This window comes from Campylobacter concisus (genome assembly GCF_003048615.2).
Taxonomy (GTDB): Bacteria; Campylobacterota; Campylobacteria; order Campylobacterales; family Campylobacteraceae; genus Campylobacter_A; species Campylobacter_A concisus_C.
Genome location: NZ_CP049263.1, coordinates 480,618 through 502,078, shown reverse-complemented (window position 1 = coordinate 502,078; position 21,461 = coordinate 480,618). Strand labels below are relative to the sequence as shown.

The window sequence follows — 21,461 nt, the reverse complement described above, 5'->3', positions numbered from 1 at the left end:
ACTAAGCCTTACCGATAATAGTTTTTAAAACCAAACAAAAATCCTCTAAAAAGTATCCCATTGACTTATAGAAGTTACTGCTAGCGTTTTGTTCAAGCTCTTTTGCAAGTTGCTCGGCATAAGGTAAGAAAAATGAGAGGCTAAAAGCAGCAAGAAGTCGCATAGACTCTTTTGTCGCCTCTTTTTTTAAGATATTTGCTATCAAAATGAGCTGATTTGAGATGCTATCAACCTCACCCATTTTTGGCTCAAAATTTATAGCCTTGTAAAATTGCGCCAAATCATCTTTTGCGCTTGAGAAATAGTAGCTTGCTTCAAATTTTGCCTTCAAAATGACAAAATCATCACACAAGGCCGCACTACTCTCATCTTTGATAAATTTGGCGTAAAGCTCATTTCCTTTTATGTTCGCATCGCTCTTTGTCTGCGTTATCCACGCATTTGTCTTTTTGATACGCATAAAAGATGAGACACCCAAGATACCGTTAAAATTTGTAGCAAGTGCAGCCGCTACGACGCTGTAAAGCTCTCCAAGTCTCAAATTTAATCCTTAAGCTTCAAATATCTAAGTCTAAGCGCATTTAGCACGACAGTAACTGAGCTTAAGCACATCGCCATCGAGCCATAAACTGGACTTAGAAGCAGTCCAAATACCGGATAGAGCACGCCAGCAGCCACTGGTATGCAAATGGCGTTATACATAAATGCCCAAAACAAATTCTCTTTTATGTTGGCAATAGTCGCATTTGCAAGCTTTACAAGCCCGCTCACGCCACGCAAGTCATTTTTTACAAGCACGATATCGCCAGCACCTTTAGCGATGTCTGAGCCTGAGTTCATAGCGATGCCAACGCTTGCTTCTTTAAGCGATGGCGAGTCGTTTATACCATCTCCCACGAAGATCACGCCACCTCGGCTCATTAGCTCTTTTACTTTGTTAAATTTATCCTCAGGTAGCATGTTTGCGTAGTACTCGCTCACATTTAGCTTGCTAGCGATATTTGCCACTACTTTTTTATCGTCACCTGATAGGATCACGCTTTGTAAATTTAACCTTGAAAGCTCATTTATAACGCTATTTGCTTCATTTTTTAGCTCATCGCTTAGCGTTAAAAAGCCGCTAAATTTTTGATTGACTGCGCAAAGTATGACGCCACTTCCATCACTTGTAGCCTCTTTTATCGCTTTACTATCAGCTTCATTTAGCAAGATATCGTTTGCTGCGAGCAGTTTTTCGTTGCCTATTATTATCTTTTCACTCTCATCTTCATAGACGATGCCTTGACCAACTACGTTTTGAAATTTGCCATTTAGCTTTTGTAAATTTATGCAATTTTGTTTTGCATATCTTACGATCGCTTTTGAGATCGGATGCTCGCTTAAATTTTCAGCAGATGCCACTAGCTCTAACTCTTTTTCACTCAAATTTGAGTTTTTGACGCTGATTAGCCCCTTACTTAGCGTGCCAGTTTTATCAAATGCTACAAATTTAGCATCTTTTATAAGCTCTAAAACTTCTGGGTTTTTAACCAAAATTCCAGCCTTCGCGCCACGCGCGAGGGAGCTTACTATTGCTATTGGCGTGGCAAGACCAAGTGCGCACGGGCATGAGATGATAAGCACGCAGATCGCGCAAGAGATTGCATAGGCGAAATTTCCACTAAAAATTATCCATATTAAAAATGTAAGCACAGATATCGCCACGACGCTTGGCACAAAGATGTTTGCTATCTTATCAGCCAGCCGTCCGATAGGCATCTTTTTGGAGCTAGCGTCGCTTAACAAGCTTAAAATTTGAGATAGTAAGCTCTCGTAAGAACTCTTTGTCACCTTGACGCTTATGTAGCCATTTGTGTTTAGAGTGCCGGCAAATACGCTATCTCCTACCTCTTTATAAACAGGCAAGCTCTCTCCTGTAAGCATCGAAGCATCGATCTCGGCGCCACCTTGGACTATCACACCGTCGCTTGGGACGTTGTAGCCATTTTTTACGATGACGATATCGCCTACTTTTAGCTCATTTACATTTACCTCTTTACTCTGCCCGTCTGGCATGACCAAAAAGGCGGTCTTTGGTGAAATTTTAAGTAGCGTCTTTAGATAGTCGCCAGCCTTTGCCTTTGAGCGCTCTTCAAGGTACTTGCCAAGCAAAACAAAAGCTATGATCATCGCCACGCCCGAGACATAGACGTTTTTTAGATCATCTGGGATGAAATTTGAAAAGATCACAACAAAAAGCGAGTATAAAAATGCACTGCCGCTTCCAAGAGCTACAAGTACGTTCATATCATAGTTTTTGTTTTTGACAGCCTCTATGGCGTGAGCAAAGAAGTCTTTGCCGCTAAAAACTAGCACCAAAAATGCTAAAACTAGCATGAGTAAATTTACTAGCATATTGTGAGGTGCAAACATCTCAAGCGCCATTATCACGATGCTTGCTATAAATGCAAATATAAATTTGTTTCTTATCGAGGTTATATGCTCGTCTCTTTTGGCTTCAAATTCATCGATATTTGTCGCCACAAAGTAGCCAAGCTTCTTTATCTTTTGCTCTAAAACTTCACGCACACTGGCGTCTTTTAGGACAAACTCACCGCTTGCGTTTGCGAAATTTACATTTGCTTCAAGCACGCCATCTATCTTTTTAGAAACTTTCTCGATAGCGTTTGAGCAATTTACACAGCTCATTCCCGCTATATTTAGCTTGACTTTTAAAGGCATATCAAAGCTCCTTTATAACGTCAAATCCCAGATCAGCCATTTCTGATTTAAATTTCTCTACATCGCCATCTTTTATATCAAGGCTTACTTGCCTTGGCTCTTTGCTAAGATCGACTTTTATCTCGCCAAAGTCATCTTCAAGTGCGTTTTTTATAGTATTTGCGCAGTTTTGGCAATGCACGTTATTTACCTCAAATGTTTTCATATTATCTCCTTTATCATGTGGTCGTATTCGTGTAAATTTATGATCTTTTTGGTGTTAAATTTAAAGCCAAGGCTCTCGTAAAATTTACGAACTTTTGGCTTATTTACATCAACTATCAGCGAGACCTTTTTATGTCCTAGCTCTTTTGCTTTGGCAAATGAGTGCAGGATAAGCTCTTTTGCAAGACCTTGGCCTCTAAATTTCTCATCCACAGCGATGCTATCTATATAAAACTCATCATCAAAGCACTCTTTTTCTACCTTAGCGTCTTTGCCAAGTGCCTTTAGATGCTGTGAAATTTCTCTATCAAGCTTAGCTGTGTCGCCGCCAAAGTAAGCGCACATCGCAGCGATGATCACGTCGTCACGTTTATAGACATAGACATTTTTATAGCTAAGTCTATTTGTCTCGCTTTTAAAAAAATTCTCCAAAATTTCATCGCTTTTTGCAGGATCGTCGTAGCCACTTAGCTTGTAGGCGATATCCTCCATCGCTAAATTTAGTAGTTTTATGCAGATTTTTGCATCTTGTTTTTGAGCATTTTTTATCATGGCATGATTATATGCCTTTAGCTTAAATTTTTACCAAATATTTTTTCAAATTTACAAATTAAGCGCTTTAGCAGGCAAACTAAAAATGTTTTAAAAAAGTATAAAATTTTTTTAGTTATAATCCGTAAAAAATTTATTTAAGGATATTTATGGGACGAGCATTTGAGTACCGAAGAGCAGCAAAAGAAGCTAGATGGGATAAGATGAGCAAGGTATTTCCAAAACTTGCAAAGGCTATAACAGTAGCGGCAAAAGATGGCGGATGTGATCCAGATATGAACCCAAAACTTCGTGCAGCCATCGCAGCAGCAAAAGCTGAAAATATGCCAAAAGATAACATCGATGCGGCTATAAAAAGAGCAAATGGCAAAGATAGTGCTGATATCAAGACTATCTTTTATGACGGCAAAGCAGCTCACGGCGTGCAAATCATCGTTGAGTGCGCGACTGACAACCCAACAAGAACGGTCGCAAACGTCAAGGCGATATTTAGCAAAAATGGCGGAGAAATTTTGCCAAGTGGTAGCCTTAGCTTTATGTTTACAAGAAAGAGCGTTTTTGAGCTTGAAAAGCCAAGTGCTAATATCGAAGAGATCGAGCTTGAACTGATTGATTACGGACTAAGCGACATCGAAGAAGACGAAAATGCGCTATTTGTTTATGGCGATTACGCAAATTTTGGCACACTTCATGAAGGCATAGAGAAGCTAAATTTAGTAGTTAAAAAAGCTTCACTTCAGTACTTGCCAAATCAAACCGTGAGCCTAGATGAAGAGCAAATGCTTGAGGTCGAGAGACTTCTTGACAAGCTAGAAGACGACGATGACGTCCAAGCAGTTTATACAAATATCGAGTAAAAAGGAGCAACATGTGTTTTGATGAGTTAAAAGTTTATGATATAAATTTAGACGAACTAAAAAAAGATAAATTTGCGGTTTTAAAGACAGAAAAAGGCGATATCAAACTTGAGCTTTTTGCCGAGGATGCACCGCAAGCTGTTGCAAATTTTGTCCATTTGATAAAAACAGGCTTTTATAATGGCCTAAATTTTCACAGAGTTATACCAAATTTCGTCATCCAAGGTGGCTGCCCAAATGGCACAGGCACAGGTGGTCCTGGCTGGAGGATAAAATGCGAATGCGATAATCAAAAGGTAAAGCATGAGCGTGGCAGCCTTAGCATGGCTCACGCAGGTCGCGACACTGGCGGATCGCAGTTTTTCATCTGCCACAGCAAGCAACCTCATCTTGACGGCGTGCATACAGTCTTTGGAAAGTGCGCTGACGATGAGGGCTTAAAGGTACTTGATGCTATCAGGCAAGGCGACAAGATCCTCTCAGCAGAGATCAAGCAGAGCCTATAAAAGGGGAATTTATGGATAGTGCAAAAACGCAAAAAAGTCTCTTTGTGAGGCTATTTACCAATCTCGCCATTTGGGTCGTGATAGGTATAGTTGGCGGTGTTATCGTCGGTATGGTCGCACCTGAGCTTGGCATAGCGAGCAAGCCAGGTATTGATTATTTTATAAAAGCCCTTAAAATTTTAATCGGCCCTATCATCTTTTTAACAATCGTCTCAGGCATCGTCGGACTTGAGAGCCTAAAAGATCTTGGCACCATCGGGCTTAAGGCATTTATCTACTTTGAGATAGTTAGCACGCTTGCTCTTGCTGTTGGTATCATCTTTGGCGAGACGCTTCGTCCAGGACATGGCATGAACCTTGACTACACCCAGCTTGACGCCTCAAGTGTGGCTAAATTTACATCTCAAGCTGGCAACATGGACGCAAATAGCGGCTTTTTAGTACATACGCTTCATCTTTTAAGAGGCGCTGTGCCAGTGGATGACATCTTCCCTTACGTGCATATACTTGATCCATTTATAAAATCAAACACACTTCAAGTGCTTTTCATGGCGATAGTCGTTGCCATCGTGCTTTCGCTACTTGCTCATGATAAAAAGCAAGCTTGTCTAAAACCGCTTGAATTTATCCAGCACTACGTCTTAAAGCTTCTTACTTGGCTTATGTTATTTAGCCCAGTGGCGGCCTTTTCAGCGATGGCTTACTTGATTGGTAAATTTGGCATCGGAACGCTTCTTGGCATGATGGAGCTTCTTGTAGTTATGGCGCTTGCAAGCTGCTTTTTCATCTTTGTCGTGCTTGGTGTCATTTGCTACTTTGCTAAAGTCAATGTCTTTAAATTTATGCGCTTTATCTCAAAAGAGGTCTTGGTCGTTTTTGCGACAAGCTCGAGCGAGACAGCTCTTGCACCACTTATGCAAAAGCTAGAAGCAGCTGGCATAAATAGAGGCGCAGTTGGCCTTATCATCCCAACTGGCTACTCATTTAACCTTGACTGCACCAACATCTATCTAAGCTTAAGCGTCATCTTCTTAGCGCAAGCCTTTAATATCCCGCTAAGCTTTGAGCACCTAATAAGCATTTTAATCGTGCTAATGATCACAAGTAAAGGCGCGGTTGGCGTTACAGGATCTGGCTTTGTCGTCCTTGCTGGCACACTAAGCGCACTCCCAAGCACTGGCATACCAGTCGTCACCGTGGCTGTGCTACTTGGCGTTGATAAATTTATGTCAGAGATGCGTGCTGTTGGTAACCTTTGCGGTAATGCCGTTGGCTGCATGATCGTATCTATCTGGGATAAAAAGGTCGATATGGAGAAATTTAGATACGCACTAGATCATCCAGACGAATTTCACTTCCACTCATAATAGAATTTTTTAAGGGGCAAATCGCCCCTTTTTATCTTAAAATTTACTTCAAAACTTAAAGTGCTTACCCCCTATTTTTACAATACCCAATGAAAATTTAGAAATTTTATTTTTAAATATAGAAACTAATATTATAATTATTGAAAATTTTAATTTGGAGGAGTTATGAAGACATTAGGCATCATAGGCGGCATGGGACCACTTGCCACGGCTGATTTATACAAGAAGATCATCGATATAACCCCAGCAACTTGCGATCAAGAGCACCTACACATCGTTATCGACTCATACGCACAGATAGAAGATAGGACAAAATTTATCATGGGTGAGGGAGAAAGTCCGCTTCCAAAGCTGATTCAAAGTGCTAAACTTTTAAAAAATGCAGGATGCGAGGCGATGCTAATGGCTTGTAACACAGCTCACTACTTTGCTCCAAGCATCGAAAAAGAGGCTGGAGTGAAAATTTTGCACATTGCAAAAGTTACAGTAGATGCCTTGCAAAAGAAATATCCGCACGCTAAAAATATCGCTGTCATCGCAACAAGTGGCACAAAAAAGGCTGGCGTTTATGATCAAATTTTAAAAGAGCGCGGGCTAAAGAGCGTGGATTTTAGCAAAGAAACGCAAGATGTCATCATGGAGTGCATCTACAAAGGCGTCAAAGCTGGCAAGCTAGAAGAGTATGTGCCAGTATTTTACGAAGTGCTTTCAAATATTGAAGCTGACGTTTATATCGCAGGTTGCACCGAGATACCGATATTTTTACCATTTATCAGCAGCGAGTATAAATTTATAGATGCGACATTTGAGCTAGCAAAAGCTGGCGTAGAATTTGGACTAGAAAAGAGAGTATTTTGATGTAAATTTAGCCAGATACCTGGCTAAATTTTTGTTTTAACTACAACTTACACTAAATACAACAGCGACTTTTATAGTAGAAATTTGATATCAAATTTAGCTGGAGTGTTCTGGCTAAATTTTAGCTCTAGCTACAAAGATTGCTTATATTAAAAATTTTTGATATCTAATGGGTGATTTTTAGAGCTGCTTAATAAGTGTGGTTTTATAGCGAGAAGCTTTAGAAAGTCTAGTGAAATAGATTATTTTGCATTAAATTTAACTGGTGCATTTTGACTAAATTTTAGCTCTAGCTACAAAGGACCACTTGTATTAAAATTTCTGATGTCAGGCGATTAAATTTTTCAGGCTTATAAAGAGTAATTTTTTTGATGAAAAAGTTTTAGAAAGTCTCGTTAAATTTGACCGAGCTATTTTGCAAAATGTTTTAAATTTTATATTAGAAATTTGAAAAAGAGCTATATTTTATAGCTCTAAAATTTTTACTATTTGATAGTTTAAATTTAAAAAGCCTTGCAGGCAAGTTCCCGCAAGGCTATAAATTAAGCTGTTGGGCCAGCTTTTGCGTACTCAACGCCCTCTTTTACATCTTCATAGCGTTTGAAATTTTCAACAAACATTTTAGCAAGCTTGTCGCGTGAAATATTGTACTCAGCTGGATGTGTCCATGTGTTTATAGGATTTAGCAGTTTTGTCTCTACACCATCAAGCTCTTTTGGGATAGCGAAGTTAAATTTATCAAAATTTTCAAATTCGCATTTTGTGATGCTGCCATCAAGGATCGCATTTATGCAAGCACGTGTTGCTTTTATGCTCATACGCTTGCCAACGCCGTAAGCACCGCCGCTCCAGCCTGTATTTACAAGATAGACATTAACGCCGTGTTTATCGATCTTCTCGCCAAGCAGTTTTGCATAGACGGTTGGGTGAAGTGGCATAAATGGCTCGCCAAAGCAAGCGCTAAAAGTAGCGATAGGCTCAGTTATACCGCGCTCTGTGCCAGCAACTTTTGCTGTGTAGCCACTTAAAAAATAATACATCGCCTGCTCTTTTGTAAGCTTTGCAACTGGAGGAAGCACGCCAAAAGCGTCAGCACTTAAAAAGATGATGTTTTTTGGATGGCCAGCGCTTGAGCTTGGCTCGTAGTTGTCGATGTGATAGATCGGATAGCTCACGCGTGTGTTTTCAGTCTTTGAGCCATCTTTATAATCAACCACGCCATTTTCGTCAGCCACAACGTTTTCAAGTAGCGCATCACGCCTGATCGCTGCGTAAATTTCTGGCTCGCTGCTTGGATCAAGGTTGATACATTTTGCGTAGCAGCCACCCTCAAAGTTAAACACCCCATCATCGTCCCAGCCGTGCTCGTCATCGCCTATTAGTTTGCGTTTTGGATCGGTTGAAAGTGTCGTTTTACCAGTACCAGATAGGCCAAAAAATAGCGCTGTATCGCCCTTCTCGCCTACGTTTGCAGAGCAGTGCATACTTAGCTTGCCCTCAAGTGGCAACCAGTAGTTCATCATAGAAAAAATGCCCTTTTTCATCTCGCCGCCATACCATGTGCCGCCGATCACCGCGACATTTTCCTCGACGTTAAAGATGACAAAGACCTCTGAATTTAACCCGTCAGCCTTGTAGTCCTCATTTTTTGTCTTGCAAGCGTTATATACTACAAAATCAGGCTCAAATTTAGCCAGCTCCGCTTCACTTGGGCGGATGAACATATTTTTTACAAAGTGCGCTTGCCACGCTACTTCAGTGACAAAGCGGACTGATTTTTGGCTCTTTTTGCTAGCTCCACAAAATGCATCTTGGATGAAAATTTCTTTACCACTTAGCTGATCTTTTGCTTTTTTAAGAAGCTTGTCAAAAAGCTCTTTTGTGATAGGCTGATTTATCTTGCCCCAAGCGATGTATTTTTGGCTTGGATCTTGCTTGACAAAGTACTTATCTTTTGGGCTTCTACCTGTAAAAATGCCGGTATCAACCATAAATGTGCCGTTACTTGAGACTCTGCCCTCGTTGTTTGCCTTTTCAAGCTCAAAAAGCTCGTCGTAGCTTAGATTGTGATTTATCTTTTTGATCTCTTTTAGACCTAGCTCGTCTAGTTTATTTATCATGTTGTTTCCTTTTAAATTTTCGTTTCTTTATAAATTCTGACCTAAAAGTCATCAAAATGTTAATCAAATTTCGCTTAACACTATCTTTTTAAAAGTGGCAAAATTTATTTAAATTTAGCCACCACTTGATTGTTTGCGACACTTTGACCTTTGCTAACCTCAATAGAGCCTATGATGCCATCTTTTGGAGCTTTAACCTCTATCTCCATCTTCATCGCTTCAAGCACGACTATGGCCTGACCTTTTTTGACATGGTCTCCTACGCTAACTAAAATTTTATGCACAGCGCCTGGCAAGCTTGCGACGATATCGTTTTCTGTTGCGCCTGCTACTGCGCTTTTGGCATTTTTTACGCTCTTGCCTTCAACTTCAGTGATTGATTTTACTTGGATGCTGTCGTTAAAACCTTCGCTTACTTCGACATTGTAGCGACTACCATTTACGACGACGCTATATCTGCCACTTTGAGTTTGTCTGCCCTCGTTTGCTTTGGCATTTGGATCGATTTTTCTTACATTTACTTTGGCTTCGCCTTTTAAGAACGCGATGCCCTTTTCTTTACAAGCTGCTGCTATAAAGACGTTTTCTTCGGTAACTTTGATCTTATTTTGTTTTAAAATTTCTTTTACATGTGCAAGCGACTTGCTCTCATCTTTATCAGCTATATCAACTGCGTGTTTTGTAGTTGGTTTTAGTCCTAGCTGCTCGCTAGCAAGCTTAATGATCTCTTTATCAGGTGCAACTGGGGTCTTGCCAAAATAGCCAAGCACCATTTTGCCGTATCCCTCAGCGATCTTTTTCCACTTGCCAAACATTACATTATTAAATGCTTGTTGAAAGTAAAACTGACTAACAGGGGTTACTGAAGTGCCGTATCCGCCCTTTTGCACCACTTCGCGCATAGCAAGGATGACTTCTGGGAATTTATCTAAGATGTTGTTATCTCTCATCATCTGGGTATTTGCGGTGAGCGCGCCACCAGGCATCGGTGAAAATGGTATGAGCGGGCTTACTTGCACAGCTTCAGGCGGTAAGAAATACTCTTTTAAACAATCATTCAAAACGCTTTCGTATTTTAAAATTTTCTCCACGTCAAGTCCGCCAAGATCGTAGTTTTTGCCTTTTACTGCGTGAAGCATGGTTAGGATATCTGGCTGACTTGTACCACCACTTACTGGGCTTGCGGCTAGATCTATGCCATCAACACCAGCCTCAAGCGCTGCAAGATAGCAAGCTACACTTACGCCTGCGGTTTCATGTGTGTGAAGTCTGATATGAGTTTTTTCTGGGAGTAGCTTTCTAGCCATTTTTATAGTTTCATAGACCTTTTGTGGGCTGCTTGTGCCACTTGCATCTTTAAAGCAAACGCTGTGATAAGGGATATTTGCATCTAAAATTTCTCTTAAAATTTTCTCATAAAATTTAACGTCATGAGCTCCCACACAGCCACTTGGCAGGTCCATCATAGTAACGACAACTTCGTGTTTTAGCCCATGATGAGCGATCCTTTCGCCTGAATATTTTAAATTTTCAACATCATTTAGTGCGTCAAAATTTCTAATAGTAGTAGTTCCGTGTTTTTTGAAAAGTTTTGCGTGAAGGTCGATCAGCTCGCGGCTACCGGTGTCAAGTGTGACGGTATTTACGCCCCTGCTTAGGGTTTGAAGGTTTGCTTTTGGTCCTACAATGCTTCTAAATTTATCCATCATCGCAAAAGCGTCTTCATTTAGGTAAAAATAAAGGCTTTGAAATCTCGCTCCTCCGCCAAATTCAAAATGCTCTATGCCAGCCTCTTTGGCTGCTTCAAGCGCGGGCAAAAAGTCGTTCATAAGCACTCTAGCGCCATAAACCGACTGAAAGCCATCTCTAAAGGTCGTATCCATAACATCGATAAATTTCTTTGCCATATTTCACCTCATTAAATTTATAAATTTACTAAAAAGCGGTCATAAAAAATGGCTAAGTTGGGCAGAAACTCAAATTAGCCATTTCGCTTGCTTTTGGTATTTTACAACCAAAAACTTTTATATCATTTAAAAAGTGAGAGTAAGAAGTTAAATAATCCGCCGTGGCTCGCATCTAGCACCGGCTTTATCTCCATTAAAAATACGCAGAAAAAGACTAAAACTGCTACTTGGATGATGATGTAAGGCACCACGCCTTTATAAATAGCAGCTGTTTTTATCTCAGCAGGTGCGACTGATCTTAAGAAAAATAGACTAAATCCAAATGGCGGCGTCAAGAATGAAGTTTGTAAATTCATAGCAACTAGGATCGCTAGATAGACTGGATTTATGCCTAGTTTTGCGGCGATTGGCACCAAGATAGGAAGCACGATATATGAAATTTCAACAAAATCGATAAAAAAGCCAAGCACAAAGATAACAGCCATACTAAAGATGATAAAGCCCCACTTCTCGCCTGGTAAATTTGTCATGAAATTTTCAACTATCTCATCGCCTCCAGTGTAGCTAAAGACCATAGAAAAGGCAGTCGCGCCAACAAGTATGGCAAAGACTAGAGCTGTAGTTTTCACGCTCTCAGCCAAAGCCTCTTTCATCATAGAAAATGAAAATGTCCTATAAAACATTGCCAGGATGATAGCACCCACGCAGCCAAATGCTGAGCTTTCAGTTGGTGTAGCGATACCTGCAAAGATAGAGCCAAGCACACAAATAACTAGTAAAAGTGGAGGAAAGATCGCAATTAGCGCTCTAACGATCTGCTTAAATTTACTAACGCCGCTCTCATCTTTTACAATAGGAGCGACCTCTGGTTTAAGATAAGCAACTATCAAAATATAAACTATATAAACCCCAACCAACGTAAGTCCTGGCACAACAGCTTGGTGAAAAAGCTCGCCAACTGGCACTGAAAAGATATCGCCCAAGATGATAAGCACGATAGAGGGAGGGATGATCTGACCAAGCGTACCAGCAGCGCATATCGTGCCACAACCAAGGGATTGGTCGTATTTATACTTTAGCATTACAGGTAAGCTTATAACGCCCATAGCAACGACGCTAGCTCCTACGACGCCAGTTGATGCTGCAAGAAGCGCGCCAACCAAAATGGTGCTAATAGCGATACCGCCTCTGATTTCTCCAAATAGCATACCCATGCTCTCAAGTAGTCTCTCAGCTAGCTTTGACTTTTGAAGCACGACGCCCATAAAGACAAAGAGTGGAACTGCTATGAAAATTCTACTCTCCATGATAGAGAAAATCCTATATGGCATGAAGTTAAACATATCTTTAAATACTTCTATACTGCCAAGTAGCCCGTCGCCATCGCTAAGGCTCTCTACAACGCTGCCAACCATGCCAAATATCATCGCGACCGCACCAAAGGTAAATGCCACTGGAAAGCCAATGCCAAGCATCAATAGTGCGGCTATAAACATTATCAAACCAGCCATTATTCCCCCTTTTTAGCTTTTTTGTAAAGATTGAAATTTCTTATAAAAAAGCCGATCGCAAAAAACACAAGCACATAAAATGAAAAAGGGATCATCGCTTTTATGATCCATCTGTGAGTAAGACCACCTGGATCAGCACTAGCTTCTGCGGAGCTATAAGCATCTCCTACAAATCCAAATGATAAATTTGAAACCAAAAGCGCAAATGGTATGACAAAAAATACAGTGCCAAGCATATTTACAAGTGCTTTGTTTTTTGGCGAAAATTTAGCATAAAAGATATCAACTCTGACGTGTGCGTCCTCTTTTAGGGCATAGCTCATGCCAAGTAGAAATATCACAGCAAAAAAATGCCACTCAAGCTCCTGAAATGCAACGTTGCCGTAAGAGAAAAAGTATCTTGCCACAACGTTAAAAAATACGTCTATTATCATCAAAGCCATAATAAACATACAAATATAGCCGACTATATCGCCAGCCTTGTCAAAAAATCTCTCAATCTTATCCATTAAAAACCTTTAATAGTTCATTTATCATTATGATGAGCACGCAAACTGGCGCTACATATCTTAGTAAAAAATACCAAGCATTAAATACAAAATCACTCATATATGGGCTAAATAGCACATATAAAGCATCTTTTTTCATAAAATATCCTACAAATATCGCCCCGCCGATACCGCTAATTGGTAGCAAGATATTTGAAGCGGTAAAGTCTAGGAAGTCAAAGAAATTTTTACCAAATATCATAAATTTATCGCCAACATTTTCTATATTTGATAAAAGACATAAAAATCCTAATATAAAAATCCCAGCACAAACTATGCAAAGCGCTTTTTTCCTGCTCATGCCATACTCTCTGATCAAGAAAAATACAAATGGCTCAACGATAGAGATCGCTGAAGTGATACCAGCAAAGATAAGTGCAGCAAAAAACGCCACCGCTAAAATTTGACCTATCACACCAAGCTTAGCAAAGAGCGTTGGTAGCGAGATAAAGACAAGTCCTGGACCTTGAGACGGAGTAGCTCCAAATTCAAATATAAAGGTAAAAATAACAAGACCTATCATAATAGCAAGCGCGATGTTTATAAAAACGATACTAAGCGTTGAAGTGGCCAAATTTGTATCGTCGCTTAGGCTAGCTGAATAAGTAATGATCGCTGCCATACCAAGAGATAGCGTCCAAAATGCAAGTCCAAGAGCTAGCAAGAGTGAGTTAAACGAAATTTTACTAAAGTCAGGGATGAGTAAGAACTCGGCTGATTTAGAAAAGCCATCCATCGTCATAGAGTAAAAAAGCATGATCAAAACCATGATAAATAGGCTTGGCATCATCCAAACATTTAGCTTCTCTATACCACTTTTTACGCCTTTTGATAGGATGAAAAAGCAAGCTGCAAATGCTATAACAAAGTAAAGTGTCTGCTCGCCAAGGCCATGCGTGAGCAGCTCGTTAAATATCGCCTTTGAGCTATCTATATCGCTTGGGAGGCCAGTAAATGAGAGCGTGAAATATTTAAAGACCCAGCCTATGATCACGATATAGTATGATGAGATGATGGCTGCTGTCACCATGGCTAAAATTCCAACCAGCTGCCATAAATTTTTATTTTTAGCTGCTAGCTTTCTAAAAGCATTTACACTGTCACTCTCGCTAAGCTTGCCGATACTAAGCTCTGCCATAAAAATAGGCACGCCGACTAGAAAAGTTATCAAAAGATATAGGATAATAAACGCCGAACCGCCGTTTTCACCAACCATGTATGGAAATTTCCATGCATTGCCAAGTCCGACAGCCGATCCAGCGACTGCTAGGACATAGCCTATTTTAGAAAATTGTTCTTTTGCCATATTATGAGATCTCCCTTATTAACACCACCAGAACTAAAAGTGGAGCCACAAATCTAATTAAAAAATACCAAATTTTAAATACAACCTTGCCCATATAAGGCACAAATAGCTCTTTTAAAAGCTCAAATTTCATAAAGTAGCCAACAAAGATAGCAAACAAGATGCCACCAAGTGGGAGCATGATGTTTGAGCTGAGATAATCAAGCAGGTCAAAAAAGCCTTTACCAAAAAATGTAAGCGCATCTTTAAATTCGCTTGTGCCACTTAATGCGCATAAAATTCCTAAGATATAGACCACGCAAGCAACGATAAAGATCGATTTGTTTCTACTAAATTTTAGGCTTTTGCTTAAGAAAAATATAAACGGTTCAACCATCGAGATGACCGAGGTGATACCAGCAAAAAATAGTGATATAAAAAATGTAAATGCCAAGAAATTTCCAAGCAAACCAAGCTTAGCAAATAGCGTTGGTAGCGAGATGAAAGCAAGCCCTGCGCCTTTTGATGGCTCTGAGCCAAACTCAAATGTAAATGTAAAGACGATAAGGCCGATGATGACGCTTATTATGATATTTGCAAAGACGACGTAGAGCGAAGAGGTAAATAAATTTGTATCATCGCTTAGACTTGATGAGTAGGTAAGGATGCAGCCGATACCAACGCACATCGTAAAAAAAGCAAGTCCAAGAGCGTTTAAAACAGCTGCTTGATCTATCTTTGAAAAGTCAGGTACTAGTAGAAATTTAGCCGCCTTATCAAAGCCCTCCATGCCAAAAGAGTAGCCAAGCATAAGCAAAAGCAAGATAAAAAGAGCTGGTATAAGATAGACATTTATGCGCTCGATGCCGCTTTTTACACCCTTTGTAAGTATGAAAAAGTAGGCAAAAAATGCGATGCTAAAGTATAAAATTTGCTCACCTATGCCATTTGAAGTGAAATTTACAAAAAGCGTCTCTGAGCTTGCCATATCTTTAGGCAGCTCGCTAAGACTTAAAATGACGTATTTTAAAACCCAGCCAATGATGAGCGTGTAAAACGAAGCGATAAATAGCCCAGTCACCATGATAATACCGGCAAATTTCCAAGAGCTTGCCCCTTTTGTAGCTAGGCTTTTAAACGCTCCAACCGTATCAAGGCGTGAAATTTTACCCATCGCCATCTCAGCAAAAAATATGCTAAGACCAACAGCAAAGGCAAAAAATAGATATATAAGGATAAATGCTGAACCGCCGTTACTGCCAACCATGTATGGAAATTTCCACGCATTACCAAGGCCGATGGCCGCTCCAATTATCGATAAGACAAAGCCAATTTTACTAAATCTCTCTGCCATTATTTACCTGCCATCTGGTAGATCATTATCGCACAAATGGCAACTGGCACGACATATCTTAAGAAAAAGTACCAAATTTCAAAAAATGCTCTTCCCATAAATTCGCCAAAGAGCAGATACAAACTCTCTTTTTTAAGCTTATAGCCAACAAAAAAGCTAAATACGATAGCACCTATTGGCATCATGATATTTGATGTGAGAAAGTCAAGCGCGTCAAAAAATGGCTTACCACAAACGCTAAAAGCACTTGATGTGTCTGAATAATATGAAAGTATGCAAAAGATGCCCAAGATATAGACAAAGGCGCCGATGTAAAGAAGCGCCATCTTTCTTGAAATTTCAAATTTCCTAACCAAATAATAAGCAAAAGGCTCGATCATCGAAACTGCGCTCGTAATGCCAGCAAACAAGAGCGATACAAAAAATGCTACCGCCATGACGTTGCCAACGATGCCAAGCTTTGCAAAAAGCGTGACAAGCGAGATAAAGATAAGGCCCGGACCACTTGCCGTGCTATCAGCCCCATAAGCAAATATAAAGGTAAATACAACAAGCCCCATCATAATGCCTATTAAGATATTTATAAAGATGATAGAGAGAGTTGATTTTATTAAATTTGTGCGCTCTGGTAAATTTGCAGCGTATGTTGGTATGACACCAACGCCCATAGATAGCGAGAAAAACGCAAGGCCTAGAGCCTGCAAGATAACATCTGGCGTGATCGCACTAAAATTTGGTACAAATAAAAATTTAGCCGCCTTCACAAAGCCATCTCCCATACTAAGCGCGTAAAAAAGCATACAAACTAGCAAGACAAAAAGGCTTGGCATCATCCATATATTTAGCTTTTCTATGCCACTTTTTACGCCTTTTGAAACGGCAAAAAAGACCATCAAAAAGACTAAGCTAAAGCATAGCACGGCACTGCTTAGATCATTTGATAAAAGCGTGTTAAACTGCTCGCCTGCAGCTTTTGTGTCAGATAAAAGTGGCGAAAAACCAAGATAGATATACTTTAATATCCAGCCAATAACAACCATATAAAATGAAGCTATAAGTATCGCTCCGATCATGAAAAAGCCAGAGAGCGACCAAGCTTTTTTATTTTTTGGAGCAAGCTTGTAAAGTGAGCTTACGATGTCGCTTTCGCCAAGTTTGCCGATGCTAAGCTCGGCCAAAAACGCCACAAACGCGATAGCAAATGTAAGAAGCAAATATAAAATAATAAATGCCGAACCGCCGTTATTTCCCACCATCGTAGGAAATTTCCAGGCATTGCCAAGACCCACAGCAGAACCAGCCATAGCAAGGACAAAGCCTATCTTTGAAAATTTCTCGTTTATCATTGAAAACCTAAGATTAAGAATAAATTAAATTCTTTCAAAGATAGCATAAAAAAACTTTCATTTTTCTAAGCCAAGAATTTTTTATAGGCAATTTAAATTTTTAGTGTTTTTATTTGAAACAAAGTTTTGTTTTTGTAATATTACGGCTCATAAAGTTTAAGTAGGGGACAGATCCGAAAGAGCTTTAAAAATTTAAAGGAGCAACGATGAAAAAGATCGTGTTTTTAATTCTTGGTCTTGCTGCATTTGCATTTGGCGCTGACGGCGAGATGATCAGATCATATTCAGTTATCGCTGGCGGTATCGGCCTTGGCCTTGCAGCTCTTGGCGGTGCTATAGGTATGGGTAACACAGCTGCTGCAACTATCAGCGGAACAGCTAGAAACCCAGGTGTAGGTAGCAAACTTATGACTACAATGTTTATCGCTCTTGCGATGATCGAAGCACAAGTTATCTACGCACTTGTTATTACACTTATCGTTCTTTACGCAAACCCAATGCTTGGCTAAGCGTAAAGCTTAAATTTAGCCCCTCTTTTGGGGCTTTTGTTCTTTTTTGCGATCATGGTGGAATTGGTAGACACGCTATCTTGAGGGGGTAGTGCCGTTAGGTGTGCGAGTTCGAGTCTCGCTGATCGCACCATCTTATCTCTCTTTCTAAATCAAAATCTTAAATTTCTAAGCTGTAAAAAAGGAAAATTTTATGTTAGACAAAAAGCGTGCTTTAAAACAATTACAAAATGAAGCAGACGATGCCGCTATATACTCACTTCTTGAAGCTAGCGAAAAAGACGATGAGAATAAAAAAATACTTCGCAAATTAATCACCGAAGAGAGGCGCCACTATGCTTTTTGTCAAAAGATAACTGGCGAAAGCAGAAGCGCAAATTTATTCAAAGTCATCTTCTATACGATACTTGTTAAAATTTTTGGCACATCTTTTACTCTGAAATTTATGGAGTCACGCGAAGAAAATGCAGAGAAATTTTATCTTGACATCGTAGATGAATATCCTGAAGCTCGTGATATTTACGAAGAGGAGATGAACCACGAAAATAGTCTAATCTCCATGCTAAAAGACACAAAGCTCGTAAATGCTGGTGGTATCGTGCTTGGCATGAATGATGCGTTAGTTGAGCTAACAGGCACACTTAGCGGTATCGCGCTTGCATTTTCAAATACAAAATCAGTTGGCGCAACAGGCCTTATCATGGGCGTGGCAGCTGCACTTTCTATGGCTGGCTCAGCATATCTTGAATCAAAAGAAAATCCAAGCGACGAGATCAAACCGCTTACCTACTCGCTCTACACAGGCGGTTCATACATCATAACAACGGCATTTTTGATACTTCCATTTTTTATCTTTACAAGCGGTCTTTACGCCGTCTTGTCGATGTTTTTCTTTGCACTGGTTGCCATCATCACTTACAACTTTTATATAAGCGTGGCAAAGGAGCTTAAATTTTTACCAAGAGTGATTGAGATGTGTGTGATAACTTTTGGCGTTGCGATCATATCTTTTGGCATCGGCTTCTTGGTAAAACACTATTTTGGACTAGATATTTAATCCAAAATTTCAAACCAGCCGTAGCTATCATCTCCGAAATTCCCACTAAAAAGTGGTTTTAAATTTAGATCAAAGCTCAAATTTTCACCCATTTTGAAATTTGAGCTTTGATAGATAAGTAGCCACTTTACATTTGCCAGCTTGCCCTCTTTTGCAAGTTTTAAAAACTCGCCAGCTCCTTCAAACATCGTAAGACCTTTTAGATCAAGCTCTTTTTGAATACTGACTTTTCTATCTGGCACGCTAAAAAGTGGCAATGTTTCATCAAATTTATCGCCTCTTGAGTATATTATGACGTCTGGGTTTTTGCCATTTTTTATAAGTCTGGTATCAAGCCTTGGTCGGTCTATTCGCACTGTGTTGCCACCGATCACCAATGTATCTATGACGCTTCTAAGTTTATGCACATGCGTGCGGCTAAGCTCATTTGTGATGATGCCACCACTTGCCACGCCATTTTTGCTAAGAGCTATTTTTAAAAAGCTAAATCCACCATTTTGATATGCCAAAAATGGCTCAAGCAGCTTATCGCAGCGCTCTTTTAAAACGCCAAATTTAACTTTCACTCCAGCGCTTTTAAGTAAATTAGCGCCGCCACTTGCTATTTTATTTTCATCGTGGCTACCAATTATCACCTCGCTAAAGCCAAGCTCTTTTAGCAAATTTGCACAAGGTGGCGTTTTACCGTGATGCGAGCAAGGCTCAAGAGTGACATAGGCTTTTGCATTTTTTAGTAAATTTGAGTGGTTGTTTAGTATAAATTCATAGGTAAATTTTGGCTCTAAAAGGCCAAATTCGCCCTCTTTTATATTAGAGCTAAATTTAGCATTATACGCTTTTATAAAAACATCTTTAAATTTTTCACTTTTTTTGCAAAGCGCAAAGAGTATCGCTGTCGGCTCAGCGTGTAAATATCCAGCCTTTTCATGAGCCTTGCAAGATAAAATTTGCCCATTTTCATCAAGGATAAGGCACCCAACAGCTGGGTTTGGATAGGTCAGGATCTGAAATTTCCAAGCCTCGCTTAAAGCAAGACCCATGTAAAATTCGTCGTTCATCCATGCCTCTTTAAAAACACACCAGCCTTTGCCAGTGTGTTTTCATAAATTTATGACAAGCCGTCGATCTTGCCGTCTGAATCTATCCTCATATTGACCGCAGCTGGCACTTTTGGAAGTCCTGGCATTAGCATGATCTTACCGCAAACCGCGACGATAAAGCCAGCTCCTGTTCTAATGTCAAGGTCTTTTACGCTAAATGTAAAGCCCTTTGCCTTGCCCAAAAGCTTCGCATCGTCGCTAAATGAGTACTGAGTTTTTGCGATACAAACTGGCAAATGGCTCAAATTTAGCTCTTTTATCATCTCAAGCTTTTTAAGAGCAGCCTCTTCAAAGACCACCTCGCCAGCTCCATAAATTTCCTTAGCGACCTTTTCTATTTTGGTTTTCGTATCGTCGCTCATCTCGTAGGTGAAATTTATCTTGCTTGGCTTATCGCACGCTTTTAAAACTAGTTCGGCAAGCTCAAGCGCACCTTTGCCACCTTTTAAGAAATTCTCGCAAACTGCTACTTCTACGCCAAGCTCACGGCAATACTCTTTTACGAAATTTATCTCTTCATCGGTGTCAAAGCCAAATTTATTAAGCGCCACAACTACGTTTTGACCAAATTTAACTTTTAAATTTTCGATGTGGCCGCCAAGGTTTTCGATACCTTTTTTAAGTGCATTCATATCTGGTTTTGTGATCTCGTCTTTATTTGCTTCACCGTTATATTTTAGCGATCTGATCGTGCTTACAAGTACCACAGCGCTTGGTTTAATCTCAGCAACCCTGCACTTTATATCTAAAAATTTCTCCGCTCCAAGCTCTGAGCCAAAGCCAGCTTCAGTTATGACGTAGTCGGCTAAATTTAGAGCTGTTTTTGTTGCGATAACTGAGTTGCAGCCGTGTGCGATGTTTGCAAATGGACCGCCATGCACAAGCGTAGGTGTGTGCTCTAGTGTTTGAAATAAATTTGGCTTGATCGCATCTTTTAATAGTATGCAAACAGCGTCTTGGCAGCCTAGATCACGCACGTAGATAGGCTTTTTATCGCTATCGTAAGCGACCATGATGTTTGCCACGCGCTCTTTTAGATCTGATAAGCTTGTTGCTAGACAAAGTACAGCCATGATCTCGCTTGCGGCGGTGATGTTAAAGCCATCTTCTCTTGGCACGCCGTCCGTTCTGCCACCCTGACCCACAGTGATAAATCTAAGCGCGCGGTCGTTCATATCCATACAGCGCTTCCATAAAATTTTCTCTATTTTTAGTGGGTTCTCTTGATAGAGGCTGTTATCTATCATGGCAGAAATCAGGTTATTTGCCGATGTTATCGCGTGAAAATCACCAGTGAAGTGTAAATTTAGATCCTCCATCGGCGCAAGCTGCGAGTAGCCACCACCTGCTGCTCCACCCTTTATGCCAAAAACTGGTCCCAAAGATGGCTCGCGAAGTGCTAGGCAGACCTTTTTATTAAGTGAATTTAGTGCGTCAGCTAGACCGATCGACATAGTCGTTTTGCCTTCGCCGTATGGGGTTGGATTAGTCGCAGTGACTAAGATGAGCTTTGAGTTTGATGGCTCAAGTCTAGGAGAAATTTTAGCCTTAAATTTGCCGTAAAGCTCAAGCTCGTCTTCGTTTAAGCCTAGTTTTGCGGCAACTTTACTGATGTGTTCAAGTTTCGTTTGGTGAGTTATCTCGATGTCGCTTAGCATT

At 40.2% G+C, this 21,461-nt stretch carries 19 protein-coding genes and 1 tRNA gene; 7 read left to right on the top strand and 13 right to left on the bottom strand.

The genetic code is table 11. The features are described 5' to 3' along the window. Position 1 precedes the first annotated feature (1 nt). Genes CVS89_RS02605 through CVS89_RS02590 form a run of 4 tightly spaced genes read right to left on the bottom strand, consistent with a single transcriptional unit; the run spans position 2 to position 3,477 of the window. Positions 2-541, bottom strand: coding sequence for an oxidoreductase (locus tag CVS89_RS02605; protein ID WP_107848321.1), 540 nt, complete (start codon positions 539-541; stop codon positions 2-4). A gap of 2 nt (positions 542-543) precedes the next feature. Continuing rightward, a complete protein-coding gene (locus tag CVS89_RS02600; protein WP_107848320.1) occupies positions 544-2,721 on the bottom strand; it encodes a heavy metal translocating P-type ATPase in 2,178 nt (725 codons plus the stop codon). Position 2,722: 1 nt separating this feature from the next. After that, on the bottom strand, positions 2,723-2,926 hold the full coding sequence (locus tag CVS89_RS02595) for a heavy-metal-associated domain-containing protein (RefSeq protein WP_004317198.1): 204 nt from the start codon (positions 2,924-2,926) through the stop codon (positions 2,723-2,725). After that, on the bottom strand, positions 2,923-3,477 hold the full coding sequence (locus CVS89_RS02590; protein ID WP_107848319.1) for a GNAT family N-acetyltransferase: 555 nt from the start codon (positions 3,475-3,477) through the stop codon (positions 2,923-2,925). Before CVS89_RS02590 ends, CVS89_RS02595 begins: the two co-directional genes overlap by 4 nt. A 149-nt stretch (positions 3,478-3,626) precedes the next feature. On the opposite strand from CVS89_RS02590, the gene CVS89_RS02585 reads away from it, so the two are divergent. The 4 genes from CVS89_RS02585 (at position 3,627) to CVS89_RS02570 (ending at position 7,065) form a co-directional block, all read left to right on the top strand. Beyond that, on the top strand, positions 3,627-4,334 hold the full coding sequence (locus CVS89_RS02585; protein WP_012001371.1) for a YebC/PmpR family DNA-binding transcriptional regulator: 708 nt from the start codon (positions 3,627-3,629) through the stop codon (positions 4,332-4,334). A gap of 11 nt (positions 4,335-4,345) precedes the next feature. Next, positions 4,346-4,840, top strand: a complete 495-nt coding sequence (locus CVS89_RS02580; RefSeq protein ID WP_107848318.1) for a peptidylprolyl isomerase — start codon at positions 4,346-4,348, stop codon at positions 4,838-4,840. Between the two features lie 11 nt (positions 4,841-4,851). After that, the gene (locus tag CVS89_RS02575) at positions 4,852-6,207 is read left to right on the top strand and encodes a cation:dicarboxylate symporter family transporter (RefSeq protein ID WP_103645680.1); all 1,356 of its coding nucleotides are present in this window, start codon (positions 4,852-4,854) and stop codon (positions 6,205-6,207) included. 165 nt (positions 6,208-6,372) lie between these two features. Continuing rightward, entirely contained in the window at positions 6,373-7,065 is a 693-nt protein-coding gene (locus tag CVS89_RS02570; protein ID WP_107791456.1) for an aspartate/glutamate racemase family protein, read from the top strand. A gap of 542 nt (positions 7,066-7,607) precedes the next feature. Here the strand turns inward: CVS89_RS02570 and pckA are convergent. The 7 genes from pckA to CVS89_RS02535 form a co-directional block, all read right to left on the bottom strand. After that, a complete protein-coding gene (pckA, locus tag CVS89_RS02565) occupies positions 7,608-9,182 on the bottom strand; it encodes a phosphoenolpyruvate carboxykinase (ATP) (RefSeq protein ID WP_196376823.1) in 1,575 nt (524 codons plus the stop codon). A 107-nt stretch (positions 9,183-9,289) separates the two neighbouring features. Beyond that, complete coding sequence (locus CVS89_RS02560) at positions 9,290-11,092, bottom strand: biotin/lipoyl-containing protein (protein ID WP_107848316.1); 1,803 nt, start codon at positions 11,090-11,092, stop codon at positions 9,290-9,292. A gap of 122 nt (positions 11,093-11,214) precedes the next feature. Then, positions 11,215-12,603: a TRAP transporter large permease gene (locus CVS89_RS02555; protein WP_107848315.1), complete on the bottom strand. Its 1,389-nt coding sequence runs from the start codon at positions 12,601-12,603 to the stop codon at positions 11,215-11,217. After that, positions 12,603-13,112, bottom strand: a complete 510-nt coding sequence (locus tag CVS89_RS02550; protein WP_103601335.1) for a TRAP transporter small permease subunit — start codon at positions 13,110-13,112, stop codon at positions 12,603-12,605. The genes CVS89_RS02555 and CVS89_RS02550 overlap by 1 nt, the downstream gene beginning before the upstream one ends. After that, the gene (locus tag CVS89_RS02545; protein ID WP_107848314.1) at positions 13,105-14,457 is read right to left on the bottom strand and encodes a sodium-dependent transporter; all 1,353 of its coding nucleotides are present in this window, start codon (positions 14,455-14,457) and stop codon (positions 13,105-13,107) included. Before CVS89_RS02545 ends, CVS89_RS02550 begins: the two co-directional genes overlap by 8 nt. 1 nt (position 14,458) lies before the next feature. Continuing rightward, on the bottom strand, positions 14,459-15,790 hold the full coding sequence (locus tag CVS89_RS02540; protein ID WP_107848313.1) for a sodium-dependent transporter: 1,332 nt from the start codon (positions 15,788-15,790) through the stop codon (positions 14,459-14,461). After that, positions 15,790-17,136 (bottom strand): sodium-dependent transporter, encoded by a 1,347-nt coding sequence (locus CVS89_RS02535; RefSeq protein WP_107848312.1) that lies wholly within the window; start codon positions 17,134-17,136, stop codon positions 15,790-15,792. Before CVS89_RS02535 ends, CVS89_RS02540 begins: the two co-directional genes overlap by 1 nt. A gap of 206 nt (positions 17,137-17,342) precedes the next feature. Between CVS89_RS02535 and CVS89_RS02530 the strand changes: the two genes are divergently transcribed. The 3 genes from CVS89_RS02530 to CVS89_RS02520 all read left to right on the top strand — a co-directional run bounded on the left by CVS89_RS02530 (position 17,343) and on the right by CVS89_RS02520 (position 18,702). After that, on the top strand, positions 17,343-17,645 hold the full coding sequence (locus CVS89_RS02530; protein ID WP_004317263.1) for a F0F1 ATP synthase subunit C: 303 nt from the start codon (positions 17,343-17,345) through the stop codon (positions 17,643-17,645). A gap of 48 nt (positions 17,646-17,693) precedes the next feature. After that, positions 17,694-17,778, top strand: a tRNA-Leu gene (locus CVS89_RS02525). Between the two features lie 60 nt (positions 17,779-17,838). Then, a complete protein-coding gene (locus CVS89_RS02520) occupies positions 17,839-18,702 on the top strand; it encodes a VIT1/CCC1 transporter family protein (protein ID WP_103576132.1) in 864 nt (287 codons plus the stop codon). Here the strand turns inward: CVS89_RS02520 and ribD are convergent. Together ribD and CVS89_RS02510 are read right to left on the bottom strand one after the other, a co-directional pair. Beyond that, entirely contained in the window at positions 18,699-19,760 is a 1,062-nt protein-coding gene (gene ribD, locus CVS89_RS02515; protein WP_107848311.1) for a bifunctional diaminohydroxyphosphoribosylaminopyrimidine deaminase/5-amino-6-(5-phosphoribosylamino)uracil reductase RibD, read from the bottom strand. The two genes, CVS89_RS02520 and ribD, sit on opposite strands and share 4 nt — an antisense overlap. A 50-nt stretch (positions 19,761-19,810) precedes the next feature. Further along, positions 19,811-21,460 carry a formate--tetrahydrofolate ligase gene (locus CVS89_RS02510; RefSeq protein WP_107848310.1) on the bottom strand — a complete coding sequence of 550 codons (1,650 nt, stop codon included), beginning with the start codon at positions 21,458-21,460 and terminating at the stop codon, positions 19,811-19,813. Between the last annotated feature and the right edge of the window lies 1 nt (position 21,461).